Source organism: Paenibacillus sp. TSA_86.1, assembly GCF_052691815.1.
In genome coordinates this window covers 1,098,615-1,118,990 of sequence record NZ_JBQZGE010000001.1, presented here as the reverse complement: position 1 = coordinate 1,118,990, position 20,376 = coordinate 1,098,615, and the positions used below count along the sequence as shown (strand labels likewise).

Sequence of the window (20,376 nt, the reverse complement as noted above, 5' to 3'; positions counted from 1 at the left end):
CATATACATTAACGATACGTCTGCTCGAAAGATTTCATATCTTCCAGCAGTTTCATTTCTATTTTCTTGAGCATGCCCAACATTAACTGCTGTTCCTCCTCCGTCAATGCTTGTAACAATTCCCATGTCATACGGCCGCGGTTGGCGTTCAATGTTCTGGTTAATTGCTCTCCCTCTTCCGTTAAGGATAACCACACGATTCTGCGATCTTCCTCGCTGCGTTCCCGTTGAATGAGGTTCTCACTTTCCAGTTGATTAAGCACAATGGTTGTTGCTCCGGATGACAGACTGAGCTGACGTGCTACATCTACGGCCATACAGCGTTTTTCACGCAAAATCATGCCTAATATATGGATTTTCGTTGGATTCAGTCTGCAGTTCGTTTCCGACTTTTGCTGCTGATCCAACACTTTATTCTTATATCTGAAGAAGGCCTCCATCAATTGATCAACGTTTGCCAATTGCGAGTTTCGCTCCGTATTCGGGCTCATATCCGTTCCTCCTGCCTTTCATCATAACCTGCCTTATATTGTAACATATTTACACTCCGTTAGTTGTGAAAAAAACGAGGTTTCCTATGAGCAGCGGTTTCCTTCTCTTCGATGAGATAAAAAATAAGATTAGGCCTCTTGTATATAAGGGATACTTTGTTTATAATAACGTATATCCTTTAAGTTACTTTTAGTTACTTAATGATTTAAATAAATTTGTTATCATAAAGTAAACAAATGTCAGCAATTGATCTTCACCATTATATAGCAAGGGAATAATGTACATGAAATCGATGAAACCTCAAACGAGCGATATCAGTCATACCGATGTCTGTATCGTCGGGGCAGGCCCGGGAGGCGCCTTGCTTTCGTATCTGCTCAATCGGAAAGGCATCTCTACATTACTCATTGAGCGACAGCCACATCTACATAAATCATTCCGCGGGGAACTTCTGAACGCAGACGGCGAAGCCATTTTGAACAAACACGGGTTATATTCGCACATTCAAGAACAGGGTGTTTTACCGCTTGAAGAGATCCAATATTGGGAAGAAGGCAACATCCTGCATACCATTAACCCCGATGCAGACAAAGGGGAGCATCATGTGGGCGTGCACGTACCACAAGATCATCTGCTCCAAGCGATCACAAGCCAGACCGAAGCGTTAAGCCCGTTGCATCAGGTTCGCTTCAGTACAATCATGACCGGTTTGCTTCGGGACAAAAGTGGCCATGTTGCTGGCATTAACGTGCGGCAAAATGGGGTTCCTGCCTCCATTCAAGCATCCGTCGTGATAGGTGCTGACGGCAGATATTCGGCGGTACGCAAACACGCCGGCCTTGTACCCGAGATACGCAAGCACGGATACGATCTGTTGTGGGCACGGATCCCCGCCCCTCCAGGATGGGAACCTGCGGTTCGCATGGCAAGCATGGACGGTCAGCAGCTTGCGCTATTTTCACAATACGGCGGTTACGTACAGATTGGATGGAACATTCCCGAGGGAGGATATACCCAGCTGCGTAAACAGCCCTTTGCTCCTTTTGTGGGCAAGCTCGTATCCGCCTTCCCTTGTCTCGCCGATTCTGTCGCTGCGCATATTAAGGACTGGAGCGACTTTGTGCTGCTGTCCGTGGAGAGTAGCTACAGCTCACGATGGGCGGATGATAATGTCGTGCTTATCGGTGATGCTGCTCATACGATGACGCCAACAGGAGCGTTTGGCTTGAATGCTGCACTCGAAGATGCCGATGTCCTCTCTGAACTGCTCATACAGATGGCCGAGGATCATTTCGGATCTACCGATGTGCTGCAGCAGCTGCAAGCCATTCGCGGCTCCAAAGTTCAACAGCAGTTGGCACGCCAACTGCAAATGGAGTCCTCTTTTCAGCAACGTTATGAATCCTTTCGCTAATTAGAGACCGGGCTGCACAGCATATGTCCTAACCAAGTGAAGAAGCCATGTCTTCCCTTACGGGGAACCATGGCTTCTGACTTATCATTTCAAGTTGGTTGGAATATACAGTAGACTACTCCACGTAGTTTGCTTACACCGGTTTCAAGCCTCAATACCATTTAGAGCACTTACGCGCAGCTCTGTGAGTGGCAAAGCTCTGTTCTCCGGATGCCGAAGCGTTACCGTTCTACTCTCTCCCGGTAGCAGATCAAAATAGTTATCACTGCATCGAATCCGTCCTAGAGGCAGCTCCAGCTTCACCATACGTGCAATGGCAGCACTTGCAGTAACCGTAACCGATTGTTCCTCTTCGTTCACATGAACGCTGAGCTGGGACTGAGGCAACACGATATCCTTAGGATCACGTAAAAAATACCGATTCATGGGCGCTTTAAACCCTTCGGCCCGCAGTTCCACCATCACTTCTTCCGCCTGTCTTGTCCCGAGCACTTCAGCTTCCTCCAATGTTTCGATCCGCATCGATGTCTGAGCCTGCACCCTCACTTCATATGTAGTAGAATACAGTCGCTCTCCATGCAGGTCATAGACATTCAGCCTAAGTTCACCAGCCACTTCATCCCGTGTATCATTAACTACCCATAAAGAAAGTGGCTGCTCAGGTTCATGCTCCAGAGACAGTAATACAGGATGAAAGAACGTTTTTGCATAATAAAAGGATGCCTTTGGCAGCAGTTCATAATCAATCATCGACCAGCTTGTACCGGGCCAGCTGTCATTTAGTTGCCATACCAGAGCACCGCTGTTACGATCATTGATTCGTCTAAAATGTTCAATGCCATAGCGCAGCCCCTCCGCCTGTGTCAGCATGGAAAAGTTCATGTATTCCTCTATATTCTGAGGTATGCCCGTGTACCCTTCCATCAACAGAATGCCTTTCTGATGATTGGTATCCTTGTTGCGATAGGCCATTTCGGGACTACCCCAGTAAAATTGGCCAGCAGGCATATTTTTCTCCAGCGTGTACCGATTAGCCGAAGCATGCATGCCAAATTCACTGCTGAACAGCGCATGATCCTTTTTATAATTTTTAAACGTAACCCCTTCAATGCTGTAATCCAGCACCGGGATTTCTCCTTCTTTTCTCGGATATACCGAACCGTGCCACACCTGCCAGTTATGTCGATCTCCGGTATCCGGATCATTCGCATCCTGTCCATGGTTTCCGCCATAAGGCGAAGAAGGCCAATATGGACGAGACGGATCAAGCCGCTCCAACGCCTCAGGGATCAGCTCATGGTAGATATGTTGCCCATAGAATGGACTCGTGATATCACCGCTCGCCGTCTTCATATCGTACAACCAATCGATTTCGTTGTTACCACACCAGATCGCTAGCGAAGCACGGTTACGTAAACGAAGGACGTTATTCTCAACCTCTTGCTGTACATTGTGCATGAAGTCACGATTGAAATCCGGGAACAACGCATTGGCAAACGCAAAATCCTGCCATACGAGCACCCCTTGCCGATCACACTCATCATAAAAGACATCTTTCTCATAGATACCCCCTGCCCACACCCGTAGCATGTTCATATGCGCTTCTACAGACAGCTCCACAAGTTCACGGTATCGCGAGTTCGGAATCATTCCAATCAGTTGATCGGCGGGTATCCAGTTTGCTCCCTTGGCGTAGATTGTGAGCCCGTTCAGAATAAAAGCAAAGCGCCCCTCTCCCTGCTCATTATGCAGCGTCAGCTCAATCGTCCGTATGCCATAAGCCTGGTAATAACGATCCACGGCTATGCCATCCGCATACAACGTAACCTCCAGGTTGTACAGATAGGGTTCACCCAGATCATGAGTCCACCATAAGCGGGGATGAAGCACGTCGAGTACCGTCTCTGCTTTCCCCTCAGTCACAGATAATGAGGCAGAACTTGCGACAACATCTCCAGTGTCGTTTATAAGGCGAATATCACAAGTAGTGATAACAGGCTGTGCCCGTTTATGCCTGCTGCGGAAAGAAAGAACCGATTGTACATCTGCCGTGACTTGGACTTGAGCCTCCGTCTTACTCACAGACTCGGTTCGTGCGTACACATTCTGCAGCTTGGCAACCGTGTAGCGCTCCAATCGTACAGCTCCCCAGATGCCCACTGTAACGATACGTGGCCCCCAGTCCCAGCCAAAATTCATCGCTGCTTTACGCAGCCAAGGGCGCTCTTTCGTGTAGGAAGACCAGTCAAACATCTCTTTGTCACGATGATGAAGATGAAGCGGATCAAACTTTACGGCAATGGCATTCCAGCCGCTTCGCAGCAGACGGGTCACATCCAAGGTATGAGACATCAGCATATTGGTTGTTTTTCCAGCCTCGTGCCCATTGACGTAAACCGTTGCAAACGTGTCCAACCCTTCAAACACCAGTTCAACATGCTCCTCGGAGGAGGCATCTAATTCCAGATTAAAGGTGGTGCGATACCACCACTCCTTCTGCTCAATCCAGCGACTTTTGGCATCGTTATGTCCAAAATAAGGGGGATCAATGATGCCGCGCTCTACGAGTGCCCCATGAACGTCACCTGGCACCGCCGCGCCGATCCAGAACCGGTCATCCAGTGCCGCAGCGGCGACATCCATTGCTCGCTTCTCTCCAACCTCATAATGCTGTATTCTCCACTGTCCTGATAGATCCTGAGTCGAACGATGAACGTTTACCATGTACTCCCGCTCCTTCCGTCTAACTGCCTGAAGATTTGTAAACAAGTGCCTGCTCCCGGTATTCACTCGGAGTCTTGCCTGTATGCTTTTTGAACAGTCTGCTAAAATACTTCACATCCTCGTAACCACTAATTGCAGCGATTTCACTCACTTTCGCCGGCGACACTGCGAGCATATCCATCGCCCGTCTAATCCGCATGTCCGTAACAAAGTCGCCAAAGGTTACACCCATTTCTTTCTTAAACAACTCACTGAGATGCCCTGGATGCAAATGAACTTGCCCAGCCACCTGCTGCAAGCTGACATCCTGTGTCAGTGAGGTTTCAATATAACCGATCGCTTTTTGCACATGTGCGGCCTGCCCCTGTCCCATACGGCTATGATATGTATCCATCAGATCGTACAGATGATGAAACAGTTCGTCTCCTATCTCTGCAGGTGTCTTATCCGCGTCCGGAGTCCAGGGTTCGAGCCGGGCCGGTTGTTCTCTTCCAATCGCCTGTAGTGTGCGCGCAAGCCAGCGGTGTCCTGCGATAACTGCCGAGTGTAGACAAGCTGTATATGATCCGGGTGTGACGCCCGGTTCAGCAATCATTCTCGTAATCAGCTCACGAATCCACGTCGTTAGTGCGACCGGATCATGATCGAGCAACAACGTGCCGAGTGTGGTTTCCTCCTCATGTGTCAGAACCGTTTTGCCACCTTGCCGGCCGCTGATTTCTTCATATCTCCACACTTTAGCTTCCATTAGCCCACGGTAGCGAAAAGCTGCCAGCGCCGTTTGATAGCTACGGTGCAGTTCAGAGGCGCGGTGAACAGCCTCACCCGCGGCTGCCCGAAGTGTACATTTCAACCATTGTTCCACCCGGTATAACCCATCTTCCAATCTATATATGCTTACGCCCATCTCAGAAGTGTAAGGCAGAATGCAGACAATATGCTGCTTCTCAATCTGAGCTATTGCTCCTGGCAGCACATCTTCCAGCATATTTTGCACAGCGAACCGGAGCAACGCATCCGAAGAACGGCCCCAGCCTTCCGCATGAATCAAAACAACCTGTCTGCTCTTAGATCGATTACCATTACTTCCATACTGAATATCTTGAACGGGAAACGCGGCTTCCTCGCCAAATGCCAAAAAAACGGGACAACTCCCCGAATCGGTATTGCCTTCGATTACCCACCCGGCAAACTGCCTCTCCCGGTTCTCACGTAACCATTGTCCTTCGCGAGACTTTTCTGTCCACCGTTCGGCAATTCTCGCCTTGGCTTGCAATACCGTTTTGATGATCTCTTCCGGTTTGCTCGTTTTGAGCAGATAGTCCTTGACCCCGTTGCGAATAGCCTGCTGGGCGTAAGAGAAATCATCATAACCCGATAAAATAATGACCTCCAGCCCTGGAAGCAGATGCAACGCTTCTTCCGCCAGCTCCAGCCCAGACATTCCATTCATCCGAATATCCGTCATCAAGATATGTGGACGTTCCTCGGCTAGACGGGTCAATGCTTCTTCCGCCGAAGCGGCAGGCTGAAGAACATCAATACCGAGCTCATGCCAGGCAATGACACTAGCGAGACCTGTGCGAATAATAACTTCGTCATCAACAATTAATAATCTCATGGCGATTCCTCCAGGATTGGAATGGAAAACGAAATCCGGGTACCCCCGCCCTCTCTGCTGTTCACTTCAAGGAGCGCATCCGTCCCATAGTAGAGCAGCAGTCTTTCATTTACATTACGGAGACCATAACCTCCATCAGACCATGAATGTTCCAGTTGCTTCCCTTTTTGCTTCCCTTCTGAATGACTGCCGGATGGCAGCATGCCACTTTCATCTGCGGGTACAAGGCTTGCCTGCAATTGTTGCAACTTATCCGGAGCCATCCCCGCACCATCGTCGAGCACCAGGATGTTCATACGTTCAGCTACCGAGTCCTTCTGAATCATGATTGTAATGGTCCCCTGTCTTCCTGCCTTCTGAATCCCGTGAATCATGGCATTCTCCACTAATGGCTGTAGCAGAAGCTTCAGCATCATTCGCTGCTCCAATGCAGGATCAACAATATAATGCAGCACGAACTGATCCGGGAAACGAATCGACTGTACTCGCACATAATGCTGGATATGCGCAATTTCTTGAGCAACCGGGCAATAATCCTGTCCTTTATTCAAACTAATGCGTAGAAAATCACTCAGTCCCTCCACCATATCTGCGATTCGATTTTCCTTGGACATCAACGCAATCCAGTGAATGGAGGAGAGTGTGTTATATAGAAAATGAGGATTGATCTGTGCCTGGAGCACACGCAGATCCGCTTCTTTTTTACGAGCTTCACCGCGGATAATCTCTTCCTTCAGCAACTCGATATGTGCCCCAAGCAGATTATAACTCTCGCCCAGTTTACCAATCTCGTCATCGCTCTCCGCTCGAAATAAGGGCAATGGACGCTTCGGGTCAATCCGCGATAGATGCCTGTTTAATAAAAGCAGCGGCCTTGTAACCCTGCGAACCGTGAACCATATCAAACCGCCACTGATTAACGCAGACAGGGCAACTGCAACCGCAGTTAAAATCAAAATGTAACTATTTTCAGACTTGTACTGTTCATAAGGAACCGTTCCAACCAGCGTCCAGCCCGTCATTTCCTCAGCATAATAAAGCACAGTACGCTTGAATTCTTCCTCACCATACGTTGTCGTTCCACTGTGCCCCTTCTGAATGCGCGTGATGAGTCCTGGTTCCAGATCAGATACATGAAGTCCAAGCCGGGATTTATCCATGGAAGACAGGATATCTCCGGTGTTGCCAATCAGCTCTAGTCTACCTTCTCCTTGCCCTAGTCCCAGTGCAGGCCATCCTTTGGTGATGATCTTTTCATCCAGACTGATCGCGAGCCAGCCGATGGGACGATAGTCATGAATGCTGCGAATAGGCCTAATTAAGGTTATGACATTCTGAATTCCGGCATAATTTCGTACCGGATATACTCCCGTCCACCTCTTATCCGCATGTCCACTAGGGAGGGAGGGATTAAACATCCGTTCCCCGTCTGCTTCATACCACGTGGCGGTTGACAACGCGGCGTCGAACCTTCCAGGATATATCGCTATGTTGGCGATGTACTTTTTGGAGGCAGCGAGGTTGGTCATTCGGCCTAAAATATCAATGCGATCCAGTTCATGGTCTTCATTACGGCTTAGATACTGCTGAATATCCCGTTCTCCAATCAGGAAAATGGACAAATTCTCAGCATCTTGAAGCATATAACGAAGATTCGCCTCCACCTGTTTCAGCGTGTCCATGCCCGACAGCTTCGTTTTTTCCTCTGTGATGCGTGAAGCAAACAGGAAAGCAAACAGTCCGAGCGCCAGCAGCGGCACAATCATCGAAGCTGTGACCACCACGGACAGCTTTCGTTGCAGTGAAGATGTAAGCCAGCGAACCAACTCTGTTCCTCCTTTGGATACGCTTTCGTTTACCCTTTGACTGCGCCTGCTGTCATGCCCTTCATGACTTGTTCCTGGAAAATCAGATAAACAATAATGGTTGGAATAACCGACAGGGTCATGGCAGCAAGCGTTAGACCATAATCAGTCTGATATCCGTCTGCAAAGTTCGCTATGGCGAGTGGCAACGTTTTTAATCCGGTTTTATTAATAAATACAAGGGCAAAAGAAAAGTCATTCCACGCATGTAGAAAACTCAAAATGGTCACGGTGGAAAGCGCAGGCAGTGACATTGGAAGCATAATTCGGGTGAAAAGCCCCCACAGCCCTGTTCCGTCCATAAATGCCGCTTCCTCAATATCACGCGGAATGCTGACGAGATACGCCGTAAGCACAAAGATCGCCGTAGGCAATGCAAACGCCGTATACGGCAGGATTAATGCCCAATACGTATTGAGCAAGGACATCTGTTTCATCAAAATAAATAAAGGAACGAGGGTGCTATGAATCGGGATGAGCATGCCTACAACGAAAAACGTCATAATCAGCCCTTTCCAGCGAAACTGGAATCGTGCCAGAATGAAGGAAGCCAGGGCAGCAATAAACAATGTCAAGATCAGCGACCCGATCGATACCGTTAGTGAATTGCCAAAAGCAGTTCCCAGTTTCGAACTTTCCCACGCATTGGTGAAATTAGCCGTATTCCAGTGAGCTGGCAAACCAAAAGGCCTGCTGTAGAAATCTTCATTGGTTTTGAACGCACTGATCACGAGCCAATAAAACGGATACAATGTTAAAATACCATAGACCGTCAGCAGCGTCCAAACGATTCCGCTGCGAATCCGGCGAACGGGTTGCCCTGCACGGCCTCTTCGTGTTGTCATAGACACAGGTGTTATTTGCATGTACGTGCCTCCTTTCTATCGGTTTTCTTTGCGTTTCCGGCTAGTCACCCACTGGCTTGTTCCGATGAGCAGCAAGGAAATCAGAACAATGGTTGTTGAGATTGCACTACCGAAACCGTAGCGGTATGTTGTAAATGTCGAGTTATACATATACGTAGCAAGTAGCTCCGTAGCGTGAGCTGGCCCGCCTTTTGTCATAATGTAGACGAGATCAAAGGATTTCAGACTGCCTGAAATACACAGGATAATCGCCACCTGAACCGTGCCCCAGATCATTGGAAGAGAGATGGACACCAATTTGCGGATACCTGATGCACCATCTATTTTGGCTGCGTCATGAATTTCACCCGGGATGTTCTGCAAGGCCGAGATGAAGATGATCAAATACAATCCAACAAAACTCCAGAGAAGTGGCGGCACGAGTGAAAATATGGCGATCCTGGCATCGGATAACCACTGCAGCTTCCAGCTCTCAAGCCCTAACGCATCCAGTAGAAAATTGAGAATCCCGATCTGCGGATGATAAATGTACTGCCAGATCATGCCGATGACCACGGTAGACAATACCATCGGCAGAAATACAGCTGAGCGTAGAAACCGCTGGAGCGGATTGCTTTTATGCAGCATAACGGCCAGCATGAGTGCTAATGGAATCTGGCCAAATACCGAAGCCAGCACAAAAATGACGTTATTTTTCAAAGCCCGCCAAAAGATCGCGTCATTCCAGATTTCCACGTAGTTGTTTAAACCAATATACTTGGATGCTCCAATGCCCGACCAGTTGAAAAAGCCATAATACGCTGACCATACAACCGGCACAAACACAAACAATGCATAGATGATGACAGCCGGAGCAAGCCCCAGCATAATAAAACGCCGACTTTGCAATAGGTTCAATCGGTTCACTTCCCCTCGTTAATGCCTTTCTGTTCTGTCCGGCATCGGACTTCGATCTCTGATCTAAAAACCCCTCCCCTGCCGGGAAGGGGAATAAACAGTGGTTTGATTAATCAGCAGCGAGTAGCAGCCTATTGATTCATTGCATTTGCCTGCGCTGCCTGGATTCGGCCCGCAATGTCCTCTGCTTTGCCACCCATCAGCAGCTCTTGCAACCCGTTGTTAATCACCTCAACCGTAGCCGACCCCAGCTTGGAATCGTATACCGGTGTAATTTTCACTTCCTGCATCAGATCGTACAGCTCCACGAACAACGGATGCGCTTTGGACTTATCCAGATCAATCTTGTAGCTCACAAGGGTGCTGCTATCCAGCGTAGCTTTCTGGCCATCCGGCCCAGCCAGTGCGTAGAACAACTCCATCGCGGCTTCTTTTTGGGCACCGCTCAGCTTTTTGCTGACACCAAGACCTGTTCCAACGACGCCTGATGTTGTTCTTGGTTCTCCCTTGCCTCCCTCCACAGGGGGCAAAATCGTAATATGTGTATTGCTTAACACCTCTTTCGGTGCATTGTTGACGAGGTTTGCAAGCGCCCACCCGCCGTTCATGACCATAGCCGTTTTCCCTTGAAAATAAAGCTGCATCATCTGTGTTTCATCGATACTGTTGAATCCATCCTGGAAAGCTTTGATATTGCCAAGCTCCTGCATTTTCTTCAACGCTTCAATAAAATCCGGATCGGTGAAGCTTGCCCCGTCCTGGGCTACCGCCTTCAAAAACCAGTCTGTACCCGTCACCCTGTCAGCGAGCGTACTGAAAATAGTGGACTGTGCCACCCAATTCGTTTTGTTACCCAGCGCCATCGGGATAATGCCTTTTTCGTTAAACGTAGCTACCGCCTGCTCCAACTCAGCCCAAGTTTCAGGAATTTTTACGTTATGCTCCTTGAAAAGCGCCTCGTTGTAATAAATAAAAGAGCTGGGTGCCAGATTCATCGGCACAGAATAAATATTGCCATCTACCGTGTATCCATCCAGCGCATTCGGAATAAAATGTTCTTTCCAATCCGGCTTCGCATCCAGCTCTGCGTTAATCGGCTGCAACAGATCCCCTTTCACAAACTCCTTCGTCATCGCATCTGGCCACATAACGAATAGATCTGGCATCTCGTTGGCTGCCGCAACCGTGCGCAGTCTAGTTTTGAGACCGTCCGTTGGCAAGCCTTCATCCACCACTTCAATCTCTGGATGTGCCGTGCGGAAATCCTCGATAATCTTTCGCATCGCCACCGCTTTGGCGTCCTGTCCGGTCCAGTTATGCCAGATGGTCACGGAGACTTTGTCTTTCCCACTGCCTGTTTCGGATGAATCACCGCTTGTGCATCCTGCCAGAATAACTGCAAATAAGCTTAATGCCAACATGCCTGAAAACCACTTTTTCCACATCGTTATACTCCCCCTTGAGCATTTGGTACTTGTATTGTAAATGGTAACGCTACCATAACATAAGGTGACGATCCACGGATGCAGGGGTGAATAATATCGGTTTTCCGTCTATCTAATAAAAAAAGCCCTCCCCAAGACAATGTCAAGAAGTCAAAAATCACTTCAACACATTGCCCTCAGGGAGAGACTTTAAGGATGTATATAGACTCTACTTGATGAACGTATAACGTAACACTACTGAATAGAATACATAGATAAGTTCGAATTACAGGTTCCTACAGTTTAATCAACTTGTTACCGAAGACTGCTTTTCACGAGAGCTGCAAAAGCTTCAGAACCTTCTGCCGTCAGATGCACCCCGTCTTTTTCAAAATATTCGTCATGACCTTCACTCGCCTGATTCCAGTCAATAAGAGAAACATTACTATAACTGGAGGCTGCATCCGTCAGAGCCTTATTGACCGTTCGCTCCCAAGGACGCGGCACACGTACCGTGACAAGGTATACTCGGGTTCGATCCTTCAACCCATCCAGCACAGCTTTTAAATTTTTGGAGTTAAATGAACCATTCGTTCCAAGCTCCAGCACCACTTGGCTGCCCATTAGCTTGTTACGCTTCAGATCCTTCAACACATCCCCGGCTTGCCACATCTGACGGCCGACATGACCATCGACGTACACACCGGATACACTCTGCTCCAGATAAGGCTTGGCATCCAGAATAACCGAGTCTCCGATAACGGTATATTGGATTTTCCCATCCTTTACGACAGGTAGCGGAGGTGTATCTTTTTGGCCTGAATCCGTCGCATCGGTTGCACCACCATCTGGTTTCGAACTCGGTGGATCCGTTTCTTCGTCGCCAGATGCGGACGAATTGGAATCAGGCTGATTTTCGGACGTCTTGTCCTGATCCCCACTAACATTGGATGAATCATCCGGCTTGCCCTGTTTCGAGCCTTCTGCAGATCCGGCTTCAGACTTGTTATTTCCATCCGTTTTCCCATCCGACCCTGATTCAGGACCTGACTGAGCCGCTTGATCCTTTTTCCCGGAATCCGAAGGTTTGGTTGCAGCCGGTACAACATCCTGACCCTTTTCTTCGGCAGATTTCTCTCCATTGAACACGGTAGACATCGATACCGAATGGGAATCTGAATTAGCTGATACAGGCAGTACCATCTGTGACACCGTATAACATAATAACAGTAATGTCATCAGCAGACCTGAACGTTTCCACCATACATGCCTGGGAACGAGGGAAGTCCACCCGTTTCCCCACAGTTTGGACAACGAATCACGAAATCCGTTATATCGGATCGGGTTCTCAATATATTTTAGTGACATGGATGCCAGTACAACCGTTGCAGCTACCTGTAACATCATACGTACAGGATGAGCACCACCTGTATCTACAACAGGACTCGTCAGGACAATGACGGGATAATGCCACAGATAAAGCCCATATGAACGTTCACCGATCCAGCGTAGTGGTTTTGCCCCAATGATCCGTCCCAGGAACGATGAAGGATGCGCGAGTACAGCCACCAGTATTGTCGCCGCAATGGCTTGCAGCACCATACCGCCCTGATACAGGAACGAGTCGTATTGACTGGTATTCAGCATCATATAGATCAACACCGCCAGGGCTGCCACCCCTGATGCATCCAATACAAGCCGATTCATCGCAGGTAGTGTGCCGGACAGCTTACGGCTCGGCCAGACTACAGCTAACGCAGCCCCTGCAAGCAGGGCAAACGCACGGGTATCTGTTCCATAATATACACGGCTTGGATCTAGATCCGGGTTATACATGATGGCCATTGCACCAGCCGATAGTTCAGCTGCAACAACAATGAAAACAACGAGCCATCCTTTTCTTTTGAGCAACACAATCGATGCGATCAACAGAAGAGGCCAGATCAGATAGAACTGTTCCTCGACAGCCAGTGACCAGAAATGTCCAAAAGGCGATGGTGGGCCGAAACTTTCAAAATACGAAACATGGTGAAAGATATACCACCAATTGCTTATGTACGTAACACCGGATAAAATATCCCCTCTCAGTGAAGCAAGCCGGGATGAGTCTGTGCATAACAGCCAGAGCATTACAACGGCTGTCACAGTCACCATGCCAGGCAGCAAGCGTCTAAAACGTCTTAACCAAAAATCACCAAGAGCAATGCGTCCATGTTCTCGCCACTGGGATAACAAAATATCTGTAATCAAGTAACCCGACAGCACAAAAAATATACCTACACCGAGCAAGCCGCCCGGAATAAAATCCAAATTGAGATGATAAGCAATTACGCCAAGTACCGCGATGGCTCGCAAACCATCCAGTCCGTTCATATGCCTCTTTTTTTTCACTGATTGTGACATACGTGCCCCTCCTTGTTACTGCGAGTCCACATCCATCGAGATCGGGGCATCCTGAAACGTTCGGTCATTCTGGTTGTTATTATCATACGTATTGCACCTTCCATCTTTCATTTACAACATAACAAAGACGAACTGCCTATAGATTTAGTTGTATAGATTGTGAATCTTATATATTTTCGTGAGTTCACGGTTACGATTAGCATTATACTTCTAAAACCATCTATATAAATGACAAGAATAGTTACAAACCCGTTTAACCGATGTAACCTTTCCTCCCCGTACAACCAGCTGTAAAATCATACTCTATATCTAACGTTTAATATAGTGCTTTACATGGACTGGACATAATTACCTGAGCCTGTTCAAATAGAAAAAAGCTGCCGACTTACTCAGCAGCCACTATCCATTATAAACCGATCTCCGAGCGGATTGAAAGTTTTGCTCATAATTGCTCCTTCATTCCTAGGACTCCAGGAGGTGGAACGGGTGAATCTTTTCTGTGGCGCCTGCATCCAGAATACGGTAGCTGGAACGACCTGTGTACATTGGAATTTGCAGCTTTTCAAGATTGACCAGCCCATCATCCATAAAGTAATCATCATCCCGATAACGCTGCAGTACCTCGCCTGCAATCCACTCATGGTCACCATAGGTTGTAATATCAATCACCTTGCATTCATAAGCAAAATACGCATCATCCAGAATAGGTACATTGACTCGCATTCCCTCACTGTAGGTGATGCCAAATTCTGAAAACTTATCTGTGTCTTTCCCGCTAAACGTTCCTGCGGCCTGAATCCACTCTGACCGATGGGCAGGTAGAAAATGAACTCCGAATACACCGCTCTGCTCGATGAGTTGGTAAGAATAGGTTTCTTTGCGCAACGAAATGCCATACACGCTCGGAGAAGACCCGATATATGTATGCCAACCAGAAGCCATCACATTCTGCACATCTCCATGACGCGAAGTTACCACTGCAACCATGCCGGGATAAGAATAAAAAACAGGTTCATTAATCGGTTTATGCATGTACTCAGCTCGCTCCTCTCTTTTCAAGTTTGGAATACACTAACATTCCTCACAATACATAGGATCTTGAAGCGCCATGATAAGACGATCCAACTGTTCTAAATAGTCATAATTGCTGATGTTGTCGCGAATGAAAGACGTATCCATCCCGGATTTTCGAATACTTTCGATCCAGTGAATTGCAGCACTTTTTCCAATTCCCCGATAAAGCATACCGTAATATAAGTAAGCAATTTCATTACTGATATTAGTATTAAATACGATTGGATCGTCCGTATTAATACTAATCATGATATTATCCAATTCTTTGTCATGCGGCTTATTGATCTGAAAAAATTGATTATCGAAGAGTGAATTCATCTCCCCAATGGTATGGTTAGAGGATGGATTCACTTCAATAACAATACCGTTCATAGCTACTTTTCGCCTGACATAGCGTTGCATATCCACCGTAATTTCCTTCTCTATATCCGTAGTGTTAACATAAATAGGTGCGGCGAACCTCTCGAGATAAATACGATCGTGATACATACGCATAATGCGATCGGGGCTCCACTTCGTTTGACTCAACTCGTTCTCGTTATCCGTAAACGAGATATTACCCATTTCAAGAATTTCTGGAATCTCTTTAAAGCGTCTTTTGTATGTTTCATATAACATTTCAATGGAAATACCGTAGTCGAACTCGTTGGCAAGTATATTTTTAACCACCTCATGTATTTTGTGTTGCAAGTACGAATGAGTTTTGTAGTTGATATCTGATATCTTGGTGTACACTCCCCATATCCACAACAGATTATCAAGATATTCTCCTTGCGGAATAATGACTTTGCTGTTTTCTTTCACCCACTCTTCTACTGAAATGCCCAGCGCAATTCCATGCCCAATTCGATCTCCCGAATGAAACTTGCAATAATCGATAACCTCATCGATTCGGCGCAAACCAGAATTTAAATGCCTAAAGTCTTCACCAGCGTGAAAAGTAAAAAACAAACTTTGATGCTTAATCTTGTTGCCGTTATGATCAATTTTCATCATTTTGTCGTTATCGCTGTTTCTTGCTACACCATATACCGGAGCAAATACCTGAACCGGCGTGTTATTTTCTAGGCTGGCCGCATCCAATCCGACAATAAAATGGGACAAATAGGGGATACGGTTACGCAGATTCAAAATCATTTTAATCTTATCCAAATAACTCCGTTGGATTTTTCCGTAATGAAGCTTGTCAATTTGACCCTCACTATTTGCGAGCCTCCAATCCTTATTCAGATCATCCTTTTCCTTCATCAGATGATAGACAATTCCAATACGTGGAAAAGAAGATTGACGGTCCTGGTCAACATTGTAATCCTCGCTTAAAATTAAGCGATACGCTTTAAGAATTCGCAAAATTGTGAGTCTGTTATGCGATTCCCGCTTCTCGATCGAAATTCTAAACTCAACTTTCTGCAAATATTGATTCTGAAATAAGTTCCTTAACATATCCAGATAGAAACGTTCACTTTTCGAATCAAAGATGCCGGTCGCTCTGCTGAAATAAGTACGGAAGTAGTCAAGCCCGTTAATCGCCTTAGATTGGTTTACTTGCTGATAGAACTCATTTTTGATCCGGATGTACCGAAAAAACAAAGTTAACACTTCTTGCGTTTCAGGATTTCGCTTTTCTCTGTCTTTAGACTCAATATATTTCATCACCTGTTGCATGAATACAAACTCGCCGTACGTATTGATATGCTTGTATTCACCGAAAATGTCAAAAACCCAATCTGTCTCGTCATGCTCAATGTTTGTTTTAAACATTTTATTTAAGACTTCCAAGTTATCTTTCAATTCCTCAATTGAAGCAAAGTGAAGATCATTGAATAATAACTCATTCAATCTTCCAAATGGCTTAGCTGTAAAGGAAACCATCCACTTGCTGATTTTTATTGTTGTTCCGGAATCAAAATAATAACACAGTACACGCCTTAAGAGTTGAGCAGTCAAGAGGTACTCTCCTACCTGCGTGGAAGTAGAAGAGAAGGAAGTTTTAAATGTTCTGATATAATCTCCCACAATATTATCTTTGAAAATCCCATTAAAGTTCATACAGGCTTGCCACAGCAACGTAAACGTAGAAGCTGCACTCGCATGCATATGATTTTCCGCTACTCCCTGCCGCAAAACGTCATGTAGCGGGGCATCTGCTAAGTTGATATGTTGATATAGTCCATCAAGTTGGAGCGGTTCAAGTAAATAATTATCTGCATGATATTTAACTATAAATAAATCCAGAGGTAGGAGACGACTCAAGGTGCTAAACATATGAACTTTATCGAATTCGGTAAAAGCTTCCCACACATCAGCCAAGTGCTTCTCGTCTGCATGAACCTCCTGCTTCCAATACTTAAAAACCATCTCTCCGTCCCGATGCGACAACAATGCACGAGCGAAGTGTCCTATGAGGTTAAAATAATATTTGTAAAGCTGAAGTTCCATCTCCTCCAAAGTCATCGTGTCTGAACCAAAAAATTGGCGAAACAAATAGGGGTGAAACTTCTCCAGTAACAGATCGATCTGATCCAGAGTCGACGATCGACATAGGGTCAAAAGTGAGGGATACAACTTACTCCTCAGTTTATAACTGGAGCTAAGGCTTTTATTTTCGTTCTGATGGACTTTCCGCGCTACCTCAACCAGTTCCATGTTGTGTGCAAACAATAGATCTTTAATAGGAAAAAATGCAACATGTAACATCAAGTTTACTTTACTAGGCATTTTCGCGTTCCTCTGAATCTTCATCTTCCCATAATTCCATATCAAGTGCATTTAATTCACTGCTGGTTATACTCATTGCTTCCTCAAACGCAGAGCTCAGATTCTGCCGCATCTGAACTTTTGCAGCTTCGTATTCTTGATCTTGGATAATATTTTCATTAACCTGGAGAAGATAAGGCTTTAGAAGTCTTAAGACATGCAGCTCGACTGCATAAAAGTTTTTGGGAGCTAAAAAAGATTGCTCTCGAAGCACCTTTATAAGGTTATCAGCCTCTTTCCTTCCAAACCAAACTCTATAATTGTTAGCAAGATTACTGACTTTATGACGTCTTTCTATGTAGTCCGCATACGCTTCATACTTGTTTTGTACTTTTTTATTTTTGATCAATTCCTTCACTTCTTTATATTTTGTTTTCATGCCGTCAGTTCCATTTAAAAAAACATCCATTGCTTGGTTGACTGAGTCGCTCGATTTCCATTCAACCTCAAACAGCCCTTGATGATCGTCTCTGATTCTACTTAAAAGATCTTCATAGAATTTTTTGATTCTTCTTAGAATTGCGGCATTCTGATTTGGTGTCAAAGAAAGTTCTTGCGTTTTGGACTGGTTCTGAATATTGGTGAGAATTTTTTTAAGACGCGATGCCTCTGCTGTAGCAGAAACTCCCTCCGGTTCACTTCCAATTTCTTTGACATAGGAATCAAAACTATGATCATCCAATGAATTCAATTGAATCAACATGTTGACAAAAAGCTCATTGAAGTGTGTGGTGTTCCTAACCCATGAGAAAATAAGTTCGGACCAATCCTGTTGGGGATATGCGTATAGATTTGAATAATAATCATATAGTTCCGTTCTGGAACTCCGTTCAGAAAGAAAATCTAAAATCCCCCTGCTATAATCCAGTTTCTTCTCATTTCTGTTTTGTTGATATAATTGTAAATATAAACGAACGAGCAACTGGGGTTCTTTGTCTTTCTCCAGTAAGGTTGCTATTAACATAAACATCCAACGTTCTTGAATTTCCTGACTTTCGGAATGAACATTACCTTCACTTTTTTTGTAACTTAACCATTCTGTGTGCTCCGAGGCCTGATCAACAAAAAAAAGGGAATTTCGAAAAGTAATATGTTTTATAATCGACTCTGCAATATTTCCCAGCTTTGTTTTAGTGTCTTTGCTTTTCAACAAAGAGTCAAACAAATGATTTTGAATCTCGTGACATTTATTTTGATCCACCTTCATATTGATTAATAATGATTTAGCTATGTCTCCGATCAGAACTAGTGACAATAGTAAATCCAAATTCTCTTGATGGGTTGATTTTTCATTCTGATTTACTTCGTCTATTACATAATTCAGAGCCGCATAATCAATATATGAGTTACTTGAATTGTTTCCCCATCTTATAAAATGTTCAAGGATAAATTCTTGTTCCACAACCAATCTGGTGGAAGAGAGAATAATCGTATCAATAAGTGCTTTTACGATATTGAACCACTCTGGATTATTTATGTTGCGATGCTCGTCCATCTCGAGCGGAAATTGTTGATTGATTTCATTAATATGATAATAAACATTCACAATCCCCCGAGGTGTTCTGTCAAATAGCGTATAACTAATTGTAATCGGCTGAAGCTTTTCTTCTCCAACAGATCTATGGCTGAACAGACTGGACTCGCCAAACATCTTGAGAAGTTGATCCATCAAGGTTTCGTTATCGAATGAAAATCCAGGTATTGTATTATTGTTCCAGTACAACAATTGATGTCTTCGTGCAGGAGGGATCATTTTCTTTATATATTCATGTGCCAGATTTTTCTTTCGATCCATGATGGTTTCTTTGTCATTTAATTTACTAATCGGCCTCAAATTACTAAAGTGCAGTTGTTCGTCCCTTATTAAATCCAGCATGACGGATTCCTTTAGAATTTCATAATCACCTGACAGAACGGTAACGACATTTGGGTGATTTGCATATTGCAATACTGCCTCCAGCAGTTCACGGCTTCTCGTCATTTTCAAATCAATATCGTCAATGAAAATAAAAAAAAGCGGCTCGATTTTTATTTTATTGTCTTGTGAAGTCTGAAGCAAAATCCGCTGATTCTTAACCAAACAGGTTATAAGACCATGCAGTTTTTCCTTAAACTCGATATCCGGAGTTAATAAGTGAGAGGATTTTTTGATATGAGTAGCCAGATCATCGTAAGTATGGACAAGAAGATTACGGTATTCGCTTTCGGTATACAAGTGATACTCAATCAAATCATTTAGTTGTTGCTGAAGGGGATTGCCTGGTATGAAAATTCCTTTGTTAAAATAGGGTTCGAACGCATCGATTGATCTTCTATGACTTCCAGTATCTTTAATCAGCATGATCTGTTTTTCAGCTGCCTTCTTTAATAAGCCGACAATGGATCCCATAATTTTTGTATTGTCACCGAATTGATCAGGTTCAATAATTCCCAAGTTATGATTATGAAATCTAAAGTGTTTTTGTTTGTTGTGTTCTGCAGGTATTAACTTATTAATCAGCGTATACAAAACTGATGTTTTTCCTGTGCCTCTTTTGCCAAATATACCAATTGTGTTATTAGGGGGAGTTTGAATCCCGTTATCGTTTCCCACGTGTAGTGAACTCGATCGGATTTGCTCAATTTGTTTTAATAACAAGTCGAACGTCGGCAATGTTTTCCTAACTGCCTCTTCTCCAAGATTTCGGGCACCGATAGAAACTTTTGAAACCATTCCTGCCCCTTCATCTTCGTTTCTGTTCATCCTACTTCTCCTTTCGTTTCTCATGGAATACTTACTAAATGTATATCTTCAAAATTATACCATGTAGATAATTAAATAGTCTGCCTCTTTAGTCGC

The 20,376-nt window shown here is 45.1% G+C and carries 12 protein-coding genes; 1 reads left to right on the top strand and 11 read right to left on the bottom strand.

Features of this window, described 5'->3' with window-relative positions; translation table 11 throughout:
- Positions 1–8: 8 nt before the first annotated feature.
- The gene (locus ACUTVW_RS05165; RefSeq protein ID WP_434751793.1) at positions 9–491 is read right to left on the bottom strand and encodes a MarR family winged helix-turn-helix transcriptional regulator; all 483 of its coding nucleotides are present in this window, start codon (positions 489–491) and stop codon (positions 9–11) included.
- Positions 492–775: 284 nt separating this feature from the next.
- On the opposite strand from ACUTVW_RS05165, the gene ACUTVW_RS05160 reads away from it, so the two are divergent.
- Positions 776–1,906 carry an FAD-dependent monooxygenase gene (locus tag ACUTVW_RS05160; RefSeq protein WP_445644771.1) on the top strand — a complete coding sequence of 377 codons (1,131 nt, stop codon included), beginning with the start codon at positions 776–778 and terminating at the stop codon, positions 1,904–1,906.
- A gap of 144 nt (positions 1,907–2,050) precedes the next feature.
- Here ACUTVW_RS05160 and ACUTVW_RS05155 read toward each other — a convergent pair whose 3' ends face one another.
- From ACUTVW_RS05155 to ACUTVW_RS05110, 10 genes are all read right to left on the bottom strand, one after another.
- Positions 2,051–4,630, bottom strand: coding sequence for a beta-mannosidase (locus ACUTVW_RS05155; RefSeq protein WP_445644770.1), 2,580 nt, complete (start codon positions 4,628–4,630; stop codon positions 2,051–2,053).
- A gap of 19 nt (positions 4,631–4,649) precedes the next feature.
- Positions 4,650–6,251 (bottom strand): helix-turn-helix domain-containing protein, encoded by a 1,602-nt coding sequence (locus ACUTVW_RS05150; protein WP_445644769.1) that lies wholly within the window; start codon positions 6,249–6,251, stop codon positions 4,650–4,652.
- Positions 6,248–8,077 (bottom strand): sensor histidine kinase, encoded by a 1,830-nt coding sequence (locus ACUTVW_RS05145; RefSeq protein WP_445644768.1) that lies wholly within the window; start codon positions 8,075–8,077, stop codon positions 6,248–6,250. Before ACUTVW_RS05145 ends, ACUTVW_RS05150 begins: the two co-directional genes overlap by 4 nt.
- 29 nt (positions 8,078–8,106) lie before the next feature.
- A complete protein-coding gene (locus ACUTVW_RS05140) occupies positions 8,107–8,961 on the bottom strand; it encodes a carbohydrate ABC transporter permease (RefSeq protein WP_445644984.1) in 855 nt (284 codons plus the stop codon).
- Positions 8,962–8,997: 36 nt separating this feature from the next.
- Positions 8,998–9,879 carry a carbohydrate ABC transporter permease gene (locus ACUTVW_RS05135; RefSeq protein WP_445644767.1) on the bottom strand — a complete coding sequence of 294 codons (882 nt, stop codon included), beginning with the start codon at positions 9,877–9,879 and terminating at the stop codon, positions 8,998–9,000.
- Between the two features lie 131 nt (positions 9,880–10,010).
- Positions 10,011–11,324: an extracellular solute-binding protein gene (locus ACUTVW_RS05130; RefSeq protein WP_445644766.1), complete on the bottom strand. Its 1,314-nt coding sequence runs from the start codon at positions 11,322–11,324 to the stop codon at positions 10,011–10,013.
- A 294-nt stretch (positions 11,325–11,618) separates the two neighbouring features.
- Positions 11,619–13,706, bottom strand: coding sequence for an acyltransferase family protein (locus ACUTVW_RS05125; RefSeq protein ID WP_445644765.1), 2,088 nt, complete (start codon positions 13,704–13,706; stop codon positions 11,619–11,621).
- Positions 13,707–14,168: 462 nt separating this feature from the next.
- A complete protein-coding gene (locus ACUTVW_RS05120; RefSeq protein WP_445644764.1) occupies positions 14,169–14,738 on the bottom strand; it encodes a flavin reductase family protein in 570 nt (189 codons plus the stop codon).
- Positions 14,739–14,777: 39 nt separating this feature from the next.
- Positions 14,778–17,498 carry a hypothetical protein gene (locus ACUTVW_RS05115; protein ID WP_445644763.1) on the bottom strand — a complete coding sequence of 907 codons (2,721 nt, stop codon included), beginning with the start codon at positions 17,496–17,498 and terminating at the stop codon, positions 14,778–14,780.
- On the bottom strand, positions 17,491–20,280 hold the full coding sequence (locus tag ACUTVW_RS05110; protein WP_445644762.1) for a hypothetical protein: 2,790 nt from the start codon (positions 20,278–20,280) through the stop codon (positions 17,491–17,493). Before ACUTVW_RS05110 ends, ACUTVW_RS05115 begins: the two co-directional genes overlap by 8 nt.
- Between the last annotated feature and the right edge of the window lie 96 nt (positions 20,281–20,376).